Origin of the sequence: Leeia oryzae DSM 17879, assembly GCF_000376945.1 — a bacterium.
GTDB lineage: Bacteria > Pseudomonadota > Gammaproteobacteria > Burkholderiales > Leeiaceae > Leeia > Leeia oryzae.
Window position 1 is genome coordinate 170,993 of sequence record NZ_AQXU01000022.1, and the last position, 21,151, is coordinate 192,143.

The following is a 21,151-nucleotide window of genomic DNA, read 5'->3' on the forward strand; positions in this document are numbered from 1 at the left end:
GATTTTATCCAATCTAGATGCGCGTTATACGCTGTATTTTTGCCTGTTGATGGAGTTGCTGGTGACTTTAGACGAAGTTTTTGCAGATTCTGGCCCGTTGGCACAAGCGATGCCGGGGTTCAGGGTGCGTCAGCAGCAGCTGGAAATGGCCACCGCGATCGAGTCTGCCATCCGGGATAACCGCTGTCTGGTGACAGAGGCGGGCACGGGGACTGGCAAGACGCTTGCGTATCTGGTGCCGGCGCTTCGTTCTGGCGGCAAGGTGCTGATTTCGACAGGCACCAAAACCCTGCAAGACCAGTTGTACCTGCGGGATTTGCCTGCAGTACGCAATGCGCTGAAATTACCGGCCAAGATTGCACTACTTAAAGGCCGTAGCAACTATGTCTGCCATCATCACCTGAAGCGGTCGGTGGAAGATGGCCGTTTTGCCAGCAAGGAAGATGCTGCCCATTTACCCAAGATTATCCGTTTTGCCGAAAAATCCATGACGGGTGACAAAGGCGAGCTGGGCAGTGTGCCAGAGCAGGCCACGGTCTGGCAGCAGGTAACCTCTACCCGGGACAATTGCCTGGGGCAGGAGTGTGACGACTACGAGAACTGTTTTGTGGTGCGCGCCCGGCGCGAGGCGATGCAGGCGGATGTGGTGGTGGTGAATCATCACCTCTTTTTTGCCGATGTGGCGTTAAAGGATGAAGGGGTGGCCGAGTTGCTACCTGCCTGTAATACCATTGTATTTGATGAGGCGCACCAGTTACCGGATGTGGCGACTGTCTTCTTTGGTGAAACGGTGGCTGCAAGCCAACTGATTGAGCTGGCAAGAGATACCCGGCTGGAATCCATGCTGCACGCCAGGGATTTTTCTGCCTTGCCAGAGGCTGCACAGGCGCTGGAAAAATCTGTGCGTGACATGCGCTTGACCTTTAAGCAGGATGTGGCCCGCTTTGCCTATACCGAGGCGCAGCAGAACCAGGCGTTTGTGGAGCAGCTGGTGATCGTCAACGAGGCGTTGAAAACGCTGCGTGACCTGCTGGATACCCAGCAAAACCGGGCCGATGAACTCAAGCGTTGTACGGAGCGGGCAGCCGAACTGCTGGTGTTGTTTGAGGCCTGGCAGAATGCGGAAGAAACGTCGTTAATCCGCTGGCTGGAGTTGTCTCCCTCTGGCATGCAATTGCACAGTACACCATTATCCATTGCCCAGCAGTTCAGCCGGCAGCTTAAAACCGGTGTGCGAAGCTGGGTTTTTGCCTCGGCCACGCTGTCTGTGGGTGGCGACTTTACCCATTATTGTAATGAGATGGGCCTGTATGAGGCCGAATGCCAAAGCTGGGAAAGCCCGTTTAATTACCCCGAGCAGGCATTGCTGTATGTACCTCAGGATATGCCTGAGCCAAATTCGCCCGCGTATACCCGGGCAGTGGTGGATGCCGCCTTCCCCTTAGTCAAGGCCAGCAGTGGCGGTGCCTTTTTGCTGTTTACCAGCCTGCGGGCCATGCGGGAGGCGCACGAACTGTTGTCGATACGATTGGCGGGGGCTGGGCTCAAATTTCCGTTGTTGCTGCAAGGTGAAGCATCCAGAACCGAATTGCTGGACAAGTTTCGTGCGACGCCTAATGCCATTCTGGTGGCCAGCCAGAGCTTCTGGGAGGGCGTGGATGTGCCCGGAGATGCCTTGCGCCTGGTGGTGATTGACCGCTTACCGTTTGCCGCTCCGGATGACCCGGTATTGGCGGCCCGTATCGAGCACTTGCAGAAGAAAGGTATCAGTCCGTTTATCAGTTACCAGTTGCCGCATGCCGTGATTACCCTGAAACAGGGTGCCGGGCGCTTGATCCGTACCGAAACCGACCGGGGCGTGTTGATGATTTGCGACCCGAGGCTGGTCGATAAGCCTTACGGAAAACGTATCTGGCGTAGCTTGCCACCGATGAAACGCACCCGCGAAGTGCTGACGGCGTGTGAGTTTTTATCGTTAAAAACAGAAAACCTGTAAAAAAATTAAAAAATTTGTGTCTGATGTGTCAACCAAGCTGTATATGACCCGTTATTGAGTGTGTCAGGGGGAGCTCTCCCTGAAAGCAAGATGAAATTTTGTACTTAATTAATTTTGAAAGAATTGAATCATGACTAAACTGTTGTCTGCTCTGTTGGCTGCTGCTTTCCTGACTACTGGCGTTGCTTACGCTGCTGATGCTAAAAAAGAAGCTCCAGCTTCTGCTGCTAAAAAAGTAGAGAAAAAAGCCAAGAAAGAAGCGCCAGCTTCTGCTGCTAAAAAAGCAAAAAAAGCTAAAGCTAAAAAAGCTGAAAAAGCAGCTTCTAAGTAATTAATTACTTAGCTGTGCAGAAAAGCCGCTTGTGATTGCAAGCGGCTTTTTTATTTGCAGGTTTTGAAGCGCATTTAAATTTTTTAATTAATCGTGTCAACTGATCATTTGATAGGGCGTTATTGTAAGTGTCAGAGAGATAATTGCTCTGAAGGCGTTAAAAAGACAATCTTGTTGTTTTATTGCTTTTACTGGAGATGATTACCATGAAAACTTTGCTATCCATGTTGGTTGCTGCTTCTTTCCTGACTTCTGGTGTTGCTTTTGCTGCTGACACCAAAAAACCTGAAACACCTGCTTCTGGCGTGCATAAAATGCACAAAAAACCAATGCACAAAAAACCTATGCATAAAAAAGTAATGAAAAAACATGCAGAGAAAGCTGCTTCTAAATAAGCAGGGTGAGTTTCTGGGTTAAACCAGATTAAAAGACGCCGTAGCAGAGATGTTACGGCGTTTTGTTTTGTGATTCCGGGATGACAAATGGCGTCATTTCGGGTTTACTTGCCGCATGCTATATCTCTACCAATCCAATCGACTGGAAACCCTGTTTGAACTCTTGCTGGCCGTGGTCCGGCAGCCGTTATCCTCTCCTTTTACTCAAGAAGTCGTGGTGGTTCAGAGTAAAGGGATGGGACGGTGGATTACGCTCAAGCTGGCGGAAAAAACAGGTGTCTGCTCCAACATGAATTTTCAGCTGCCGGCTACGTTTATCTGGCAGTTGTTCCGTAGTCTGGACCCGGCTTTGCCGGCAAGGTCTGGCTTTACACCGGATGTGATGGCGTGGCGAATTGCCGATATTCTGGCGGATGATGCATTTCTGATGCAGCACCCGGCATTGGCTGCCTATGTAGCGGGCCAGGACCCGGTGCGCCGGTTTGAACTCTCTGACAAGATTGCGGATACCTTTGACCAGTACCTGATGTACCGGCCTGACTGGATTGAGGCTTGGGAATCGGGCCGTAAACTGGGGCTGGGTGAGGATGAGCATTGGCAGCAGCCACTCTGGCTGCGGTTGGCCAATGAAAATCTGGCCCCGCACCGGGTGCGGATGCTGGATAACCTGTTTGCAGCACTCAAGCGGGGGGAGCGACCTGATCACCTGCCCGAGCGTGTTGTCCTGTTTGGCATGAGTGCCATGCCGCCCGTGTATGTAGAAATCCTGCACCGCTTGTCTGACTATCTGGATGTGGCCTTGTTTGTGCTCAACCCGTGCGAAGTCCCCTGGGGGCATATTGGCAAGCAATCTGCAACCAAGCCCCAGCTAGATTTATTGCTGGGAGAGTCTGGCCCGGCGGGGCCGGAAGACTGGTATGTGGATGTGGATCATCCCTTGTTGGCTTCGCTGGGGCGACAGGGGCGGGATTTCATGGACCTGCTGATTGAACGCCATAGCGCAGAGCTGACCGACCTGTTTACGCCTGCCGATGGCACCACTGTGCTGGCGCAAGTCCAGAATGACTTGTTGGCATTACAAGTGCCGAACGGATCATTTGCCCCCGATGACGCGGATGATTCTTTGCAGGTGCACGTCTGCCATAGCCCGATGCGAGAGCTGGAGGTATTGCACGACCAGTTGTTGCGTCTGTTTGACCGTTACCCGGATTTGCAGCCAGCTGACGTAGCTGTGCTGATGCCGAATATTGAAACGTATGCCCCCTTGATTGATGCCGTATTTGCCGAGCGGGAAGGCGTGCCCTACATTCCCTACGGAATTGCTGACCGGGCCCTGAACAGCGAGCAACCGCTGGTTCAGGTGGTGAGTCAGATTCTGGCCTTGGTGGACTCCCGCTTTGAGGTCAACGAGGTATTGGCGCTGCTGGAAAGCGAGCCGTTAGCGCGCCGGTTTGGTTTGGCCGCACATGATTTGCCGGTATTGCGGGAATGGGTCATTGAAGCCGGTATCCGATGGGGCAGGGATGCCACCCATAAACGTCAATTGGGACTGCCTGAAGACGATGCCCACACCTGGCGGCAGGGGCTGGACCGCATGCTGCTGGGCGTGGCACTGCCGGTGCAGCTGGCCGGATCGGTATTACCCCTGTGGCAGGACACGCTGCCATGCGAAGTGGCCGAAGGCAGCAGGGCCAGCATGCTGGCTGGCCTGACAAAGCTGCTGGATGCGCTGTTTGACTTGACTGGCACCATGCAGCATGCCACCGATGCGGCGACCTGGGTACAGCGGCTGCACGCGCTGCTGGAAGACTTCTTTTTACCGGATACGGATGACGAGGCGGCGCTGCAGCCCGTGCGGGATTGCTTTACCCGGCTGCGTGAAGATACCGAGCTGGCCCGGTTTGCGGGGCAGATACCGTTAGCCTGGGTACGACGCTGGCTGGAGCAGGGCTGGAAGCAAGCGTATGGATCGACCGGGTTTTTGTCGGGCGGCGTGACCTTCTGCGCCATGGTGCCGATGCGCAGCCTGCCGTTTCAGGTTTTGTGCCTGTTGGGCTTGAACGATGGTGATTTCCCGCGTCAGCTGCAACCGCATTCGTTTGACCTGATGCACCGGCATTATCGCCGGGGGGATCGGTATCGCCGCTTTGATGACCGTTACCTGTTTCTGGAGGCCATCTTGTCGGCGCGGCATACGCTCTACATGAGTTATGTGGGAACGAGCATCCGTGACGGCTCGGTTTTACCGCCTTCGCCGTTGCTGGCAGAGTGTCTGGATGTGGTTCGCCAGACTTGCCAGCCGGCCACTGACTGGTTGAATGGACTGGTGATTCATCATCCCTTGCAGCCGTTTGATAGCCGCTATTTCTCTGCGGATGAGCGAATCGTCAGTTATGCTGCACCCTTTGCCCGCGCAGGCGAAATCGCCGGGCAGGGGCAGCTGGTGAGCCATCTGTGGATGCAACAGCCCCTGCCGACGGTTGAACTCCCTCCGCATCAATTGATGGACTGGTTAAGCTGCTTTCGTAATCCATCCCGCTATTTGTTGCAAAAACGGATGGGGGTAAGGTTGGGACTGGATGAGCCGCAAGCCGAGCAGGTGGAACCGTTTGCACTGGACTGGGTGTCTCGCCAGTCGGTGAGGGAGGGGATGGCAGTTGCCCGGCAATACGCATGGCAAACCGGGAAAGACGATGAACGTCTGGTAAAAGCCAGTGGCGTTTTGCCGGCCGGCGCATTGGGCCATGCCCTGTTTGATCAGGAAAAAACCGCACTGGCGGGCTTTTTGTCGCAACTGGGGCAGTTACCGCCTGCATTGCCGGACCGTCTGCCGATTGAGATTGAACTGGCGAGCGGACGACTGACGGGTTTGCTGGGGGGCTTGCATGATGTCCGGCTGACCCGCGAGGGATTATGGGGGGCCAAGGCGGACAAGTTGCGACCATGGCACGAGTTTGCCCTATGGGTGCAACATGTGGTGCTATGTGCGGCCAAACCTGCCGGCATCGCCCTGCAAAGCCAGTGGCTGGCGCTCAGCGACGATGATAAAACCCAATGCCTGCAATTTGCCGTGGTAGAACAGCCGCTGGAGGTTTTGAACGAGCTGGCCAATGCGTTTCATTTTGCCGCCTGTTATCCGCTGCCTTTCTTTATCAAGTCATCCCATGCCTGGTTATCGGCCGAGCAAATCGAGCACGATGGTCTGAAAGCCGCGCATCAGGCCTGGGATGTACCCGCAAACCGGCACAATGCGTTTCATAGGGGCGAGTGCGAGAACCCGTATTACGAGACCGTTTACCGCGGACAAGATCCCCTGGATGAAGAATTTACCCATTGGGCCCAAACCTTGTTGACCCAGATGTTTGCCCACCGTCAGATTACCACCGTGAAAGCAGGAGGGGATGCATGAGCCGCCCCGCCTTGTTTGATTTTCCGCTGCACGACCTGCAACTGATCGAGGCCAGTGCCGGTACCGGGAAAACCTGGACAATTTCCGGCCTGTTTGTACGCTTGCTGCTGGAAGGCAAGTTGTCGGTCGAGCAGATACTGGTAGTGACTTATACCAAAGCTGCTACCGCAGAATTGCGCGACCGGTTGCGCCAGCGGCTGGTGGATGTCAGAACCTGGCTTGCCACCGGGACGTCTGACGACGTATTTGGGCAGGCCTTGCTGCAGGACTACCAGACGCAGCCGCAACGTAACGCAGCGTTGCAGCAGGTGGAGTTTGCCATTCGTGGTTTTGACCATGCCGCCATTTACACCATTCACGGTTTTTGCCAGCGGGTGCTGACGGATGCGGCGCTGGAGGCGGGTGTGCCATTTGAGCAGGAGTTGCTGGCCGATGACCACGCCTTGCTGTTTGAGGTCGTGGCAGACGCCTGGCGCAACTGGGTGGCAGATGGTCATCCGGCCCTGATGGATTGGCTGGCCAGCCACGAATATACCCCGCAAAAAGTGCAAAACGAGCTGGGTCGATTCATCGGCAAGCCCTATTTGCAGCTGGCCGGTGTGCCAGTGGATGATCTGCCTGCGTTATGGTCACAGTTCGAGCAGGCCTATCTGACGGCCAGACCGTTATGGCTGAATCATGGGGAAGACATAGCCAAACTGATGAACAGCGATGGCCTCAGCAAAACCAGCTACAAGGCCGCGAACATCGCAGACTGGCTGAGCCGGATGGATACTTATCTGGCTCCGGAAGCTGCACATGCCGCGCCGTTATTCAAGGAAGCAGTCAAGTTCACACCGGAAGCCCTGGAGAAAGCGACCAAAAAAGGGCAGACGCCGCCGGTACATGCCTTTTTTGATGCCATGGCGCAATTGCTGGTGACCAGAAGCCAGCTTGGCAGCGGTCTTGAGAATACCTATAAAGCCTGGTTGGGCGAACTGTTGCAAACCTGTAATACCCTGCTGCCGCAGCGCAAGGCCAGTCGCGGCGTATTGTCGTTTGATGACCTCCTGAACCGGCTGGCAGAGGCCTTGCAAGGCCCGGCTGCCGCGGCATTGGTCCGGCGGGTGAACGATCAGTTCAAGGCGGCACTGATCGACGAGTTTCAGGATACCGACCCGGTGCAGTACCAGATATTCAACGCCCTGTATGGCAGCAGCGGTTTGCCCGTGTATCTGGTGGGCGACCCCAAGCAGGCCATTTACAGCTTCCGCGGAGCGGATATCTTTACCTATCTGGACGCGCGCCGGGATACCCGTGCGCAACACACGCTGGGCGTAAACCAGCGTTCTGACCATTTGCTGGTGAAGGCCGTCAATGCCTTGTTCGAGCGACCGCAGGTGCCGTTTGCCTTTGACGGGATTCATTTTGACCCGGTGGATGCGAAGCAGGAAGGGGCGTCTGCCTTGCAGGTGGGGGATGGTTTGGCCCCTATGTGCATTAGCCTGTTGCCTGACAATGGGGATGACAAACCCATCAGCAAAGAAAAAGCCAACGAATGGGCAGCCGAGGGATGTGCCAGTGAAATTGTCCGGTTGCTGAACCTGCCGCAGGCAGAAGCCAGCCTGAAAGGCCGGCCGCTCAATGGTGGCGATATGGCAATTCTGGTGCCCAGCCATCGCCAGGGACGGCAAATGATGCAGGCTTTGCAAGCCCGGGGCGTGGCAGCCGTCCAGCAAGCCACGGACAGCGTATTCAATAGCCCGGAGGCCATGCAACTGGCGACCGTGCTGGCGGCCATTTTGTCCCCAGCCAGCGAGAAAACTGTCAGCGCCGCACTGACGACAGAGTTGTTTGGTTTAAGTGGCGAAGCCTTGTTTGCCGAAAAACAGCTAGAAGTCGCCTGGGAAGCCAGACTGGCCCAGTTCGGCCGGTATCACGAGCTCTGGAAAAACAAAGGCTTCATGCCCATGGCACGCTTGTGGCTGGATGAAGAAAACCTGCCCGCCCGATTATTGGCGTATGCCGATGGTGAACGTCGGCTGACCAACCTGCTGCATCTGCTGGAGCTGATCCAGACAGAGAGTGTCAGTTGCCACGGCATGGACCCGTTGTACCAATGGTATGCCACCCAGTGCCAAGAAAATGGCGGGCATCAGGAAGAAACCCAGATCCGTCTGGAAAGCGATGCACACCGTGTCCGGATTGTGACCATCCATGCCAGTAAAGGGCTGGAATACCCGATTGTGTTTTGCCCGTTTGCCTGGGATGGTGCCCTGACCAAACCGGGCAGCTTACTGGCTTGCCGTAACCCGGCAGGTCAGCCGACCCTGTATCTGGATGCGGATGAAACCATCAAGGAACAGGTACGGCTAGAGCAGTTTGCCGAAAAGCTGCGTTTGCTGTACGTGGCATTAACGCGGGCCAAGCATCGCTGCTACCTGACCTGGGGGGCCTGCAAGGATCAGGAAACCGCTGCACTTGGTTGGTTATTGCACCCGCAAGACGCGGCAGACCACGGCATGACGCCAGCCCAGCGTTTTGCCCTGCATGTGGATGCCCTGAAAAAACAGACGCCCGGCACGGTCATGGCCGCTGTCATGCAATTGTGTGAAGCGCATCCCATGCTGTTCAGTGCGCAACCTGTACAGATCAGCCCGTCTGCCGTGTTGCGTCAGGAGATTGCCCCGCAAACATTGTCTGCACGTCAGTTTGGCCGTACGTTGCGCAGCAGCTGGTACATGAGCAGTTTTACCGCCATGACCCGTCATGTCAGCCATTACGCGCTGGAATTGCCAGACCATGATGCCATGCCGTTGTTGCCTGATGCGCCGGCAGAAGAGGCGCCAGCCACCTATGGCATGTTTGATTTCCCGCGCGGGGCGCGCCCCGGGACTTTCTTGCATTCCCTGTTTGAAGAAACCGACTTTACCCAGCCCCCCGGCGATGCCCAGGACCAGTTGATAAAGACACTGCTGACTGACAACGGCTACGGCGAGCATTGGTTGCCGGTGCTGCGGGACATGCTGAATCACACTCTGGCCCAGCCACTGGACGCCGCAGGACATGGTTTGCGGCACGTCAGCAATGCGGAAAGACTGGTAGAACTGGAGTTTACCTTCCCGCAACCGGCTTTTCCGCTTACCAGACTGGCCGATTTGCTGACGCAGCCGGACATGGCGGTCCCGGTTGCCTGCCAGCAGGCCGCCAGACAACTGGATGCCGCCACCAGCCATGGGTACATGAAAGGTTTCATGGATCTGGTGTGTCGCATCAACGGCAAGTTTTATGTGGTGGATTACAAGTCTAACTGGCTGGGTAATACACCGGCCCATTATCAGGAGCCGTATCTGACTGAGGCCATTGCAGCCGAGCATTATTACCTGCAATACCTGATCTATACCCTGGCACTGCACCGGTATCTCAAGCAACGGATTGCCGATTACGATTACGACCAGCACATGGGCGGCGTACGTTATCTGTTCTTGCGGGGCACGGCTACCGGTTTACCTGGCTGCGGGGTGTATCATGACCGGCCTGTGAAAGCATTAATCGAGGGACTTGATGCCCTGTTTGGAGGGCGTCCATGACAACCACCCTGATGAAATCTGACCATGCAACAGCTATCTCGTCCGGCGACATGTTGGGTACGCAGCTGGCGGATGCCTTGTTCCGGCTGGCTGCAGTTGAGGCCAATGATCTGCATGGATTGGTACAAAGACTGGTCGCGGCCATTCAGGCCGGGCATGTCTGCCTGACACTGGACGCCGAAGAATATGCCATTGCCCGGCAGGCCGTATCGTCTGCAAGCCGGCTGGTCGGGCTACCGGGCGAGTTTACGCCACTGATACTGGATGGCCGCTTGTTGTATCTGGCCCGCTACTGGTTTTTTGAGTCGCAGCTGGCGACCAGTCTGCAACAGCGCTTGGCCATTCCGGTGACGGTGCCCGATGAAGAGGCGCTGAAACGGGATCTGGACATCTTGTTCCCTGCTTCTGCGCAACAGCCGGATTGGCAAAAAGTGGCCGCCGCGGCTGCATGTGTGTCCAATGTCACCATTATTTCTGGCGGCCCCGGCACGGGTAAAACCAGTACCGTATTGCGGTTGTTGCTGGTCTTGCAGGCCAGCCAGAAACAACCTTTGCGCATTCGTCTGGCCGCGCCTACCGGTAAGGCGGCAGCCCGTATGGCAGAAGGATTGCGGCATGCCCAAGCCAAACTAACAGAGGCACAGCAGCAACATTTTGCGGCCGTCATACCCTCATTGCCGACAACGGCAGAAACCTTGCACCGGTTGCTGGTTCCTACAGGGCAGGGCAGCGGTTTCCAGCATCACCGCCAGCACCCGCTGGCACTGGATGTATTGGTGGTGGACGAGGCTTCCATGATTGATCTGGGCATGATGTACCGGCTGGTGGACGCATTACCGCCGAATGCCAGGCTGATTCTGCTGGGGGATAAAGAGCAGTTAAGCTCTGTCGAGGCCGGCAGTGTATTTGCCGACCTGTGCGCCAGACAGACGCGCAGCGTGCCCATGGCAGAGCGCTTGTCCGCTCTGACGGGCTTTGATCTGCCGGCCACACGCCTTGTCGCGACACAGCAAAGGTCAGATAACTTTACCCAGACAGAACTCAGTCAGCAGCATCAACACCCGCACCATCCGTTGTCCGAGCATTTGCAGCTGCTGACCCATAGCTACCGGTTTGCCAGCGAGGCAGGTATCGGCACGCTGGCACGCGGCATCTTGCAACAGCAACCGGACGTGGTCAGCCAGGCATTTGCGGAAAATGCCCAGTTGCAATGGGTGGATCAGGCGACACCGGAAGAGATGCTGGATGCCCTGACCGATGCCTATGCAGCGTATTTCGAGGTGATCCGCCATTACAATCCGCAGCAGGATACGCCTGCCGATGCCTTTGCTGCGTTTGATGCTTTCCGGATTCTGACGGTTCTGAAAGACGGGGCATTCGGTGCCAGTGGCATCAACCGTGCACTGGAAAGACGTTTCCAGTTACGGCACTGGATCAAACCCGGACAAACCACGCAGAGCGGCTTGTTTACCGGACTGGCCATCATGGTCTCCAGCAATGATTACAGCCTGAATCTGTACAACGGAGATATTGGCCTGATATTGCCTGATGCCCAAGGGCAGACAAGAGCCTGGTTTCCTGCACCAGACCACGGCTGGCGCAGTGTGGCACCAAGCCGTCTGCCAGCCTGGCAAGCCGCCTGGGCGATGACCGTGCACAAAAGCCAGGGGTCCGAGTTTGACCATACGGCCATTGTATTGCCAGATAAACCAACACCGCTGTTGAGCCGTGCCTTGCTGTATACCGCGGTAACGCGTGCCAAAACCCACGTCAGCCTGTGGGGTAAACCGTCATTGGTGCAAGAGGCCATTTTGCAGCATGCAGAACGGATGTCCGGGCTGGTAGCGCGACTTCAGGGCGACACAGAAACAATGTAAGCGGTTCATCTAGCCGTCGCGCTGTGTGGGTCATGATACAAAGCCCTCAGTTGGGGCCGCGGTTTATGCTAACCTCTGCACCTGTAAAATGGTGCTACAAAAGGGATGTACAACATATGCAGATAGATGGATTGCATTTCAGTCCGCTGGCGTCTTTGTTCGGTGGATTGCTGATCGGGCTGGCGGCGACATTGCTGTTACTGTTTAACGGCCGTATTGCTGGCATCAGCGGCATATTGGGCAATCTGCTCAAGCCATCTACTACAGGCCGTGCGTGGCTATTGTGCTTTGTGCTTGGGCTGATTGTGTCGCCTCTGGTGTATCGGCTGTTTCATGCCTTGCCGGCTTCCAGTGTGCTGGTGTCAGACAAGGCCCTGATCATCGGTGGCTTGCTGGTTGGCTTTGGTACCCGGCTGGGATACGGCTGTACCAGTGGGCACGGCGTATGCGGCATTGCCAGATTCTCTGGCCGTTCAATTCTGGCGACCCTGTGTTTCATGCTGGCTGGTTTTGTCACCGTATTTGTCGTCCGGCACATTCTGGGTGGTGTCTGAGTCTGAACCAAAGGTAATCAATATGCGTTTTCTGGTAGCATTTCTGACCGGTATCCTGTTTGGATTGGGTCTCATCATTGCCGGCATGGCCAATCCGACTAAAGTGCAGGCGTTTCTGGATTTAGCCGGGGTGTGGGACCCGTCGCTCATGCTGGTGATGGGAGGCGCCATTCCGGTGGCAAGTATCGGGTATTTTCTGGCCAAACGCCGTGGCAAATCGATTTTGGGTGATGTGTTGTCCATCCCTGCGGCCCGACATGTAGACCGTGGCCTGCTGTTGGGTAGTCTGCTGTTTGGCACCGGTTGGGGGCTGACCGGTATTTGCCCGGGTCCAGCCCTGCTGTTGCCGGCCTTTCATCTGTCTCAAGGGCTTAGCTTTCTGTTGGCCATGCTGGCGGGTATGGCGATATTTGAACTGTTTTCCCGGTTCGTACTGCACAAGCCGACAGACCAGCACTGATGCTGTTACGGGTATCTCCAGCCCGTTAGCGGGTGCTAGCATAACCGGACGTTTGTCTGATGTACGACTTAGACCGAGGTGCTCTGGATGAATCAAGCTTACTGGCTTAGAAATATCCGGCCTGATGCAGGCAAGCTGCAGGATATCCGGATAGAGAACGGATTGATTTCCGCGTACCGTGCCGCCAGCCAGACACCGGTAACGTCACCAGACATCGATGGCGAGCATCAGATCCTGACGCTCCCATTTGTGGAAAGCCACATTCATCTGGATAAAACACTGTGGGGTTTGCCATGGCTCCCCCATAGCGCTGGTCCGAACCTGCAATCCCGTATCGACAATGAAAAGCGAATCCTGCTCGGGCTGACTACGCCGGTGAGCATGCGTGCGGCTTCCTTGCTGGAGCACTGCATTGCCAAAGGCTCTCTCACGTTTCGTTGCCATGTGGATATCGACCCTTTGCTGGGTATGCAGCACGTTGAAGACATGCTGGCTGTTCGGGATAAATACCAGGACTGGGCTCATATTCAGTATGTTGCTTTTCCCCAGCGCGGACTAATCATCCAGCCTGGTGTGGCCGAGATGATGGCAGAAGCCCTTGCCAAAGGCCTGGATGTGGTCGGCGGGCTGGACCCGTGCGGCATCGACCGCGACCCGATTGCGCATCTGACGAGCATTTTTGAACTGGCTGCCAGCGCAGACACAGGGGTTGATATTCACCTGCATGATGCCGGCGAGCTTGGGCTGTGGGAAATTGAGCGCATTGCCGATTTTACCGAGCGCTATCAGCGTCAGGGTCGCGTCATGATCAGCCACGCTTTTTGTCTGGGGACGCGTCACTGGACGGCCTTGCAAGCGTTGGCAGACCGTTTGGCCGCACTGCAGATTTCCATCATGACCACTGCGCCTGCCGACATCGAGGCTCCGCCATTTGCACTGCTAACAGCCGCAGGCGTGAATGTCTGCCTGGGGTCTGACGGCATTCGGGATGCCTGGTCCCCCTTCGGGAATGGCGATATGCTGGAACGCGCCGCTTTTCTGGCCATGCGCTTTGATGCCCGGAAAGATGAAGACCTTCAAGCCGCCTTCACGGCAGCTACCCGTCATGGTGCCAAGGCATTAGGATTATCCGATCCGGGTTTGCAGGTGGGGAGTCCGGCTGACTTCCTGCTAATGCCCGGCGAGACGCTGGCAGAGGTAGTAGCCACACGCCCGGCGACACGGACAGTCATCAAGGCGGGCAGGGTGATTGCCAAAGGCGGGCAACTGTTGCATAGCCGGCTTGACCGTTAAGCACGCGATCCATCAACAGGGGAATGGCCATGCAAACGCGCACAGAGATTGCCATTGAGTTCTTGCACATGGTGGCTGCCGGGCAAGTGAACACGGCTTATGCCCGGCATGTGGCGGTAGACTTTCGTCACCATAACCCGTTCTTTCAAGGTGACGCAGCCTCTCTGGCCAATGGCATGCAGGAAAATGCCAACGCATTCCCTCACAAGCAATTACAGGTTCAACAGACCATGGCAGAAGGCGAGCAGGTCATGGTGCTTTCCCATGTCATGCTACAGCCTGATACACCTGGACTGGCGCTGGTCCATATCTTCCGCTTTCAGGGCGACAAGATCATCGAATTATGGGATATCGGACAGCCCATCCCGGCTGAGATGATCAACGAAAACGGGATGTTCTGACACATGGTTTCACTTGCCCCGGACAAAGTGCATATGGACGAAATTTGACGGGTTTGTATAAGATGCTTGCCGGTGTGTCCAACACATTACTATAAGGAAACAGGAATGAAACTGATCGGAATGCTGGATTCACCCTACGTACGCCGTGTGGCGGTCTCTTTGCAGTTACTCGGGCTGCCTTTCGAGCATCAGGCTGTCTCGGTGTTTCGCCACTTTCCAACCTTCCAGTCCATCAACCCGGTCGTCAAAGCGCCAACACTGGTGTGTGATGACGGCGAAGTGCTGATGGACTCCAACCTGATTCTGGAATATGCAGAACTGCTGGCCGCGCCGGACAAGCGTCTTTGGCCGACAGACCTCAAGGCAAGACAGCATGCGATTCGTTTGACGGGCCTGGCGCTAGTGATGGCCGAGAAGAGCGTTACGGTGGTCTATGAGCGGCTGCGTCCGGCAGACAAGCAGTATGCATCCTGGATCGAGCGCTCTATCTTGCAACTGACGGCCGCCCTGGACCAGCTAGAAGCCGAACTGGCGCGTGCACCGTTATCTGCCGCACCGGGGCAGATCAACCAGGCGGGCATCAGCATTGCCGTCTGCTGGTATTTTGCCGAGCAAATGCTGCCGGATATCGTGAAAGCGGCAGATTACCCGGCCATTGCCGCATTATCTGCCGCGGCCGAAGCGCTGGATGCCTTCAAAGCCGCACCGTATGGTGATGGCACCTATCCTCACCGATAGGTGGTACGGATGCATGTCGTAAATGTAACCTCTCTCTCGGCGCCGCTCCAGCAGGGTCTGGCAGCCTTGCTGATGGATTCCGTCATGCATGGGGCATCCATCGGCTTTTTGTGGCCGCTGACACAAGCGGACGCAGAAGCTTACTGGGGATCTGTCGGGCAGGCGCTGGATAAGGATCAACTGTTATGGGTGATCGAAGAACAGGGTGAATATCTGGGTACGGTACAGCTGGCCCGTTGCCAAAAGCAGAATGGTCGCCACCGCGCAGAAGTCCAGAAGCTGATGGTGCATAGTCAGGCCCGCGGAAGAGGACTGGCCAGCCGTTTGATGCAGCAGCTGGAGGTTCATGCCCTAACAGTTGGTATCTCTCTGCTGGTATTGGATACCCTGGCCGGGTCAGATGCCGAGCAGTTTTATCAGCAGCGGGGCTGGCACAGGGCAGGGCAGATTCCGGACTATGCGGCCGCCCCCGATGGGGCTTTGCACCCGACTGTCTATTTTTACAAGCATATCTAGTCAGCCAGAAATTGGCTGTGCCAGGCGGAAAACAAAAAACCAGCGCTTGCGACGCTGGTTTTTTGCTGGGCCCGACAGCCGGTTATCTGTTTAACACTTGAAGCGGCTGATGGATTTTTGCATGTTTTCAGCCAGCGACTCCAGCATGTTGGCCGTCTTGTCATTAGATACCGCCACTTCACGGCTCTGGTCGGTCATCTGTACGATCTTTTCCATATGCTCGGCTACTTGCTGAATCGCAATATCCTGCTCGGTAATCGAGTCGGTAATGCCTTGCACATGCTGGGCAATGTTACGTGTTTCAACGCCGATATTGCGCAGCACTTCTTCCATGCTGGAAGCCAGCTGGTGGCTCTGGCGCGCTTCATCATTGGCTTCTTGCATGATGCTGACCGTCCCGCCGACATCGGCCTGGATGGCAGAAATCAGGTTACGGATTTCTTCCGTCGCAGAAGAGCTTCTCTCTGCCAGCTTGCGAACTTCATCCGCTACCACGGCAAACCCGCGGCCTTGCTCGCCGGCACGCGCAGCCTCGATGGCGGCATTCAGTGCCAGCAGGTTGGTCTGGTCGGCAATTTCACGAATGGCCTGCACAATGCCGCCAATCTTTTGTGAACTGTGCTCCAGCGTACTGACTTTCACACTGGCATTGCTGATCAGGTCGGTAATCTTGTTGACGTTCCTTACTGTATCCAGCGTGGCGTTCAGGGCATGCGCGCTTTCTTCGCAAGCCTTGTTGACCACATGCGTGACGGTTTTTGCACTGGTGGCGGTTTCACTGACACTCACGGAGACCTGTTCGATGGCTGCTGCAATGGCAGAAGCAGCATCGGCTTCGGTTGCGGTTGATTTGTTGACCTGATCGCTAGATACCACCAGCGATACGGACGCATCGCTGATCTGTTTGCAAAAACCGTTCATGTCAGTGAGGATGTCGCGGAATTTATGCATCAGGTTATTGAAAGCCTGAGACGAGCGAACAACCTCGACAACACCTTCTTCCGGAACCGTACGGGTAAAATCATCCTTTTGCGCGGCAAACTCGGCAATCTCCACGGCCTTGTTCAGTGGGTGACGGATACTGCGGGCCACCCATGTGGCAACGGCAACGGTCAGGCCGATACCTGCAATAGCGGCCAGGCAAAATACCACCAGGGCCTGGAATGCCTTGTCCAGCTGAGCTTGTGCAACATCGTTTACATGCTTGGCCACTAAGGCCTCTACATCATGCAGGCCGTCAATCTTGGCCGTCATGGTTTTAAACCAGACCGTCGCATCAATATCAAAACCGCCCGTGGCAGACTTGGCTGCCATGATGGCGCGCATCTTGTTGACTTCCTGGCTGCTGGCAGACTGCTGTACGGCGGCCAGTGCAGCTTTTTCACTATCGTCTGCATTGGCGGCAAACAGGTCGTAGTAGCCTTCTTGTTTGTAGATTTTTTGCAGGATGCCGCGGTAAGCAGCGGGCTCAATCTGGTTGCTGACAAAAGCCTGGGTGCTCAGGGCACGCTCACGTCCGGTGTACTCTTTGGCGTAAACCAGGGCCAGAAAGGTGTTGGTACGGCGCACCAGTTCCGGGCTGGTATCCTGACGGGACAAGCCTTCGATCACGTGGGTCATCTCGGCAATGGTGGCGGTGTAATAAGCTGTCGTGTCTGTGGCCGCGATTTGCTGCTGGTCGACTTTGCCACGGATGTTACCCAGTTGATCGAGCTTCTGGCTGGCCTTGTCCATGACGGCGGCCATGCCTTTTAACTGACGGAATACCGGGTCCGCCATGGTATTTTTCAGCACTTCCAGATTACCATCTTCCGTTTTCCGAAGACCAGGTAGCACATCTGCAAATTTCTGCCCTTTGGACTGCACAAATCCGGCCGTAGCCCCCCGTTCTGCCTGCATGCCGTGAATGGCCTCGCCGGTGACTACCGCGAGGTGGGTCAGTTGAACCGTATTTTTTGCATTCTGCCAGGATTGAAACGAGGTCCAGACCAGAGAAACAGACGCGATCAGCAATGCCGTCAGCGGGACAACCGCCAGTATGAATAGCCGCTTTGCCAGTGTTGTGTGATGTTTTGTATTCATGTGAATCCCTTTTTTATGGCTGGATTTTAGCGTAGCTGTTTGCGGGGGGACTTTAATGTACATCAAGAATTGCACAGGATACACATTTTGGGGGACGACATAACCAGTACACCGGTGCAATATAGTACATATGCTCTGCATATCACAAAAATTAACATGGCGGATGCTGAAGATAGTGCTTGCGGAACTGGCTGGGCGTCATGCCCTTGATGCCTTTGAACTGCCGGTTAAAGTGTGCCAGCGATTCATATCCGGACTGGTTTGCAATCAGGGCAATGGGCTTGTCGGTCTGGATCAGCAACTGGCAGGCGTGTCCCAGTCTTAATCTGGCGATGTATTCGAGCACGGTACACCCCGTATGCCGCTTGAAAAACCGATGAAAAGCGCCGACTGAGAGGGCACTGACTTGTGCCAGTTCGGCGATGGCAGGCGGGTGCTGAAATTGCGCGTGCAGCAGGTCCAGTATGCGGTTAAGGCGATTTCTCCCACCGGTATCGGTCACCGTTGGTACTGCCTCGCTGGCCAGCGGGTTGGCTGCCGTGTCTTTGGTGAGTTCGATCAGGATTTGCAGCAGGACAGGAATCCGCGCAGGTTCTGATAACTGGTTGAGAGAACGCATCAGCGGCACAACCTGCGCTTTGACGGCATCTGAAAAAACCAGCCCACGATGTGCCCTGGAAAAATACTGATACAGCGGGCGCAATTCCGGCAGGATGGCGGCCAGTTTTTCCAGCCATTCGGTGGTAAACCAGATCACGATGGCCAGCATGGGCCGGGTGTCATCAAAGCGATGGCTGGCAGACCAGGTATGTGGCTGGTCTGGCCCGACCAGCACCAGATCCTGATCGGTAAAGTTATCCAGATGATCCCCGATGTACCGTTGACCCTGTGCATTGAGCGTCAGCGTCAGCTCAAACTCCGGATGGTAGTGCCAGATAAACGGAATCTCCGGCAGTTCCCGCCACAGTAGCGACCAGGAATGCCCTTGTTCGATGGTGACATGTTCTAAAAGTGGACGCATTGTTATCTTTTGTCGTATCAATACGTTAGTATCGTATCATTTTTGATGAGTCTGGTAGCACTCTGCTGCATGGTTTGGCATCAGAATGCGTTCATGGATGTTCAGCACAACGAGGAGACACCACCATGAATGACCGATACCATTATGGCGACCAGCGCCCCGGTAACCCGACCGTTGCCTATACCGATCAGGTCCAGTTGAGAGACCTGCAAAAAACCTTGCCCCTGCGGGTACTGTCTGATGCCGATTTTGCCCACTGGCAGCGTTATGGCTTTGTGGTGATCAAGCAGGCAGTCTCTCCGGAGCAAGTGGCAAAAACCACGCAGTTTTTGTGGGAGTTTCAGGAGCTGGACCCGACAAAGCCCGCTAGCTGGGACCAGCCGGAGCTAAGAAGTCACGAGATGAAAGAACTGAATGGTTCTGGCATGGTAGAGGCGTATCATCATCAGACCATGTGGGATAACCGCCAGACCCAACGGGTGTACGACGCGTTTGTCGATATCTGGGACCGTGAGTCGCTGTGGGTGACCATCGACCGCGCCAACCTGAATACGCCAAACCGTGGCAAGCGCAGTTTCAGCGGGTTTATTCACTGGGATGCGGATACCACGCTGGACCCGCTTCCCGTGAATGTCCAGGGGGTGTTGGCCTTATCGGATACCCATGAGCATTCTGGCGGGTTTCAATGCATTCCGGAACTATTCGAACATTTTATCGAATGGCGAAAAACGGCGCCTGCTGACAGAAACCCATGGCAACCCGACCTGGAGACTGTACCGTGGTCACCCAAGTTCGTACCCATGCAGGCGGGCGATTTGCTGATCTTTAACAGCCTGTTGGCTCATGGTATCCGCCCGAACCTGTCAGAACAGGATGTCCGTCTGGCGCAATACATTTCATTTACCCCGGCCGATGCCGGTAACATCCGTTTGCGGGATGAGCGAATCCGCTCATGGTATTTGCGCGAGCCTGCCAAGGGGTATGCCTTTCCGGGGGACCCGCGGCATTGGGAGCAAACCAGGTATCCGCGTGCGACGTTGACACCACTGGGGGAGCAGATTCTGGGACTGCGGGAGACACAGGATGGTCCCAGGGTAGTGGCACCGGAAAATCTGGCTCAAGGTACATAAGCCAGAGGGCCGCGAGTAACAGTCACAAGACATGCGGCACTTGCCCTGAAGGCCGGTGCCGCCATCGTCGTTTACAGCACAGGCCTGGCCAGGCTGAAACGGTCTTGGGTGGTGGTGTAGTCATCTCCTCCCATTTTACCAACGGCTTGCAGCAAGTCTGGCTGAATTTTGCCATCCAGCAGAATATCGTCCTTGACACTGATGTGGACCAGATCCAGTAACACCAGCTGTCCACCCATGGGCTCTGTGCCAATCGAGATGACCTCGCGCAGGGTGCATTCAAACCGGACCGGGGCACCCGCCACACCCGGCGCTTGTACGCACTGGCTCTTCACCTCCGGGATGCCGACCGCAGAAAATTCGCTGACGCCAGGCGGATAATTGGCGCAACTGGCATTCATGACATCCGCCAAAGACTGGCTGACGATATTCACCACGCATTGCCTGGTGGCTTTCAGGTTACGCAGGGTGTCTTTTTCGGTTTGGGTTCTTGGGGTCACATGGTTAAACGCCAATACAGGCGGGTTAACACTGGCTACTGTAAAGAAAGAGAACGGCGACAAATTGGTAACGCCATGCGCATCAATGGTGCTAATCCATGCAATGGGGCGGGGCACAATGGCACCCACCATCAGTTGGTAACAGTTTTGCGGCGGGAGTGTACTTGGGTCAAATTCCATGATGTAGATCGTCAGGGTATGAGATTGAAATGAGATAGCGGGAGATTGTGCACCAGATCAAGCAAGCTGAGAAATACGCGTCGTCAAATCAGGAGTGATCCGTTTTGGGATTTGCCGCCAGCATTTTGCGTTTTCTGGACTGGATACGGAAATACACATGCAGCCGCCAGATGATTTGAACCAGGCAATAACCGGTAACGCCAATCACGCTGGCAATACAGAAGAGGCCAATCACAAATGGCCAGCCCATATGGCTGAGCCAGGTTGTAATGGCATCGCTCCATTGATGAAATGACAAATGATGCAGGTCAGGGAAATCAACCGGCTGTTTGCTGACGTCGTGCGTTATCCAGCTGCCAATGGTCAGTGCCGCCAGGTAGATCGGGATAATGGTGATCGGGTTGCTGTAAAAGGTAAACGCCACCGCCACCGGCATATTTACGCGGAAGATCACCGACAGCACAATCGCAGACACAATCTGCAACGGGCCGGGGATCAGCCCCGCAAACGCACCTGCTACAATGCCGCCGCCAATGCTGTGCGGGGTCAGGCGCCAGAGCTTGTCATGGGATAACACCGGACTCAGCGGTTTCAGAAACCGGTTATGGGCAATGAAGTCACGTGTGGGTTGTAACCACCGGCGAAGCTGTTTTCTGGGCACGATATTACTGCCATTCCTGTCTGTGTGGGTAATCGCTT

At 55.5% G+C, this 21,151-nt stretch carries 17 protein-coding genes; 13 read left to right on the forward strand and 4 right to left on the reverse strand.

Annotated elements, in window-relative coordinates:
- Window positions 1-61 precede the first annotated feature (61 nt).
- The 12 genes from yoaA to F552_RS0109600 all read left to right on the forward strand — a co-directional run bounded on the left by yoaA (window position 62) and on the right by F552_RS0109600 (window position 15,539).
- Window positions 62-1,996 carry a DNA repair helicase YoaA gene (gene yoaA, locus F552_RS0109545; protein WP_211208256.1) on the forward strand — a complete coding sequence of 645 codons (1,935 nt, stop codon included), beginning with the start codon at window positions 62-64 and terminating at the stop codon, window positions 1,994-1,996.
- A 130-nt stretch (window positions 1,997-2,126) separates the two neighbouring features.
- The gene (locus F552_RS0109550) at window positions 2,127-2,327 is read left to right on the forward strand and encodes a hypothetical protein (RefSeq protein WP_018151515.1); all 201 of its coding nucleotides are present in this window, start codon (window positions 2,127-2,129) and stop codon (window positions 2,325-2,327) included.
- 206 nt (window positions 2,328-2,533) lie between these two features.
- Window positions 2,534-2,722, forward strand: a complete 189-nt coding sequence (locus F552_RS0109555; protein WP_026182569.1) for a hypothetical protein — start codon at window positions 2,534-2,536, stop codon at window positions 2,720-2,722.
- A gap of 115 nt (window positions 2,723-2,837) precedes the next feature.
- Window positions 2,838-6,131, forward strand: coding sequence for an exodeoxyribonuclease V subunit gamma (recC, locus tag F552_RS18995; RefSeq protein WP_018151517.1), 3,294 nt, complete (start codon window positions 2,838-2,840; stop codon window positions 6,129-6,131).
- On the forward strand, window positions 6,128-9,700 hold the full coding sequence (gene recB / locus F552_RS0109565) for an exodeoxyribonuclease V subunit beta (protein ID WP_018151518.1): 3,573 nt from the start codon (window positions 6,128-6,130) through the stop codon (window positions 9,698-9,700). The genes recC and recB overlap by 4 nt, the downstream gene beginning before the upstream one ends.
- Entirely contained in the window at window positions 9,697-11,577 is a 1,881-nt protein-coding gene (gene recD, locus F552_RS19000) for an exodeoxyribonuclease V subunit alpha (protein WP_018151519.1), read from the forward strand. The genes recB and recD overlap by 4 nt, the downstream gene beginning before the upstream one ends.
- A 116-nt stretch (window positions 11,578-11,693) precedes the next feature.
- Window positions 11,694-12,131, forward strand: a complete 438-nt coding sequence (locus F552_RS0109575; RefSeq protein WP_018151520.1) for a YeeE/YedE family protein — start codon at window positions 11,694-11,696, stop codon at window positions 12,129-12,131.
- Between the two features lie 22 nt (window positions 12,132-12,153).
- Window positions 12,154-12,591, forward strand: a complete 438-nt coding sequence (locus tag F552_RS0109580; protein WP_018151521.1) for a DUF6691 family protein — start codon at window positions 12,154-12,156, stop codon at window positions 12,589-12,591.
- Window positions 12,592-12,678: 87 nt separating this feature from the next.
- A complete protein-coding gene (locus F552_RS0109585; RefSeq protein ID WP_026182571.1) occupies window positions 12,679-13,884 on the forward strand; it encodes an amidohydrolase family protein in 1,206 nt (401 codons plus the stop codon).
- Between the two features lie 29 nt (window positions 13,885-13,913).
- A complete protein-coding gene (locus F552_RS0109590; RefSeq protein ID WP_026182572.1) occupies window positions 13,914-14,285 on the forward strand; it encodes a nuclear transport factor 2 family protein in 372 nt (123 codons plus the stop codon).
- 105 nt (window positions 14,286-14,390) lie between these two features.
- Window positions 14,391-15,023 (forward strand): glutathione S-transferase family protein, encoded by a 633-nt coding sequence (locus F552_RS0109595; RefSeq protein WP_018151524.1) that lies wholly within the window; start codon window positions 14,391-14,393, stop codon window positions 15,021-15,023.
- A 9-nt stretch (window positions 15,024-15,032) separates the two neighbouring features.
- Entirely contained in the window at window positions 15,033-15,539 is a 507-nt protein-coding gene (locus tag F552_RS0109600) for a GNAT family N-acetyltransferase (RefSeq protein WP_018151525.1), read from the forward strand.
- A gap of 90 nt (window positions 15,540-15,629) precedes the next feature.
- Here the strand turns inward: F552_RS0109600 and F552_RS0109605 are convergent, their stop codons facing one another.
- A complete protein-coding gene (locus F552_RS0109605; RefSeq protein ID WP_018151526.1) occupies window positions 15,630-17,621 on the reverse strand; it encodes a methyl-accepting chemotaxis protein in 1,992 nt (663 codons plus the stop codon).
- 151 nt (window positions 17,622-17,772) lie between these two features.
- The gene (locus F552_RS0109610; RefSeq protein WP_018151527.1) at window positions 17,773-18,642 is read right to left on the reverse strand and encodes a helix-turn-helix domain-containing protein; all 870 of its coding nucleotides are present in this window, start codon (window positions 18,640-18,642) and stop codon (window positions 17,773-17,775) included.
- A 125-nt stretch (window positions 18,643-18,767) separates the two neighbouring features.
- Between F552_RS0109610 and F552_RS19005 the strand changes: the two genes are divergently transcribed.
- Window positions 18,768-19,772, forward strand: coding sequence for a phytanoyl-CoA dioxygenase family protein (locus tag F552_RS19005; RefSeq protein WP_018151528.1), 1,005 nt, complete (start codon window positions 18,768-18,770; stop codon window positions 19,770-19,772).
- A 71-nt stretch (window positions 19,773-19,843) separates the two neighbouring features.
- Here F552_RS19005 and F552_RS0109620 read toward each other — a convergent pair whose 3' ends face one another.
- Together F552_RS0109620 and F552_RS19010 are read right to left on the reverse strand one after the other, a co-directional pair.
- Window positions 19,844-20,452: a flavin reductase family protein gene (locus F552_RS0109620; RefSeq protein ID WP_018151529.1), complete on the reverse strand. Its 609-nt coding sequence runs from the start codon at window positions 20,450-20,452 to the stop codon at window positions 19,844-19,846.
- An 88-nt stretch (window positions 20,453-20,540) separates the two neighbouring features.
- Window positions 20,541-21,113: a DUF2062 domain-containing protein gene (locus F552_RS19010; RefSeq protein ID WP_018151530.1), complete on the reverse strand. Its 573-nt coding sequence runs from the start codon at window positions 21,111-21,113 to the stop codon at window positions 20,541-20,543.
- Window positions 21,114-21,151: the final 38 nt, after the last annotated feature.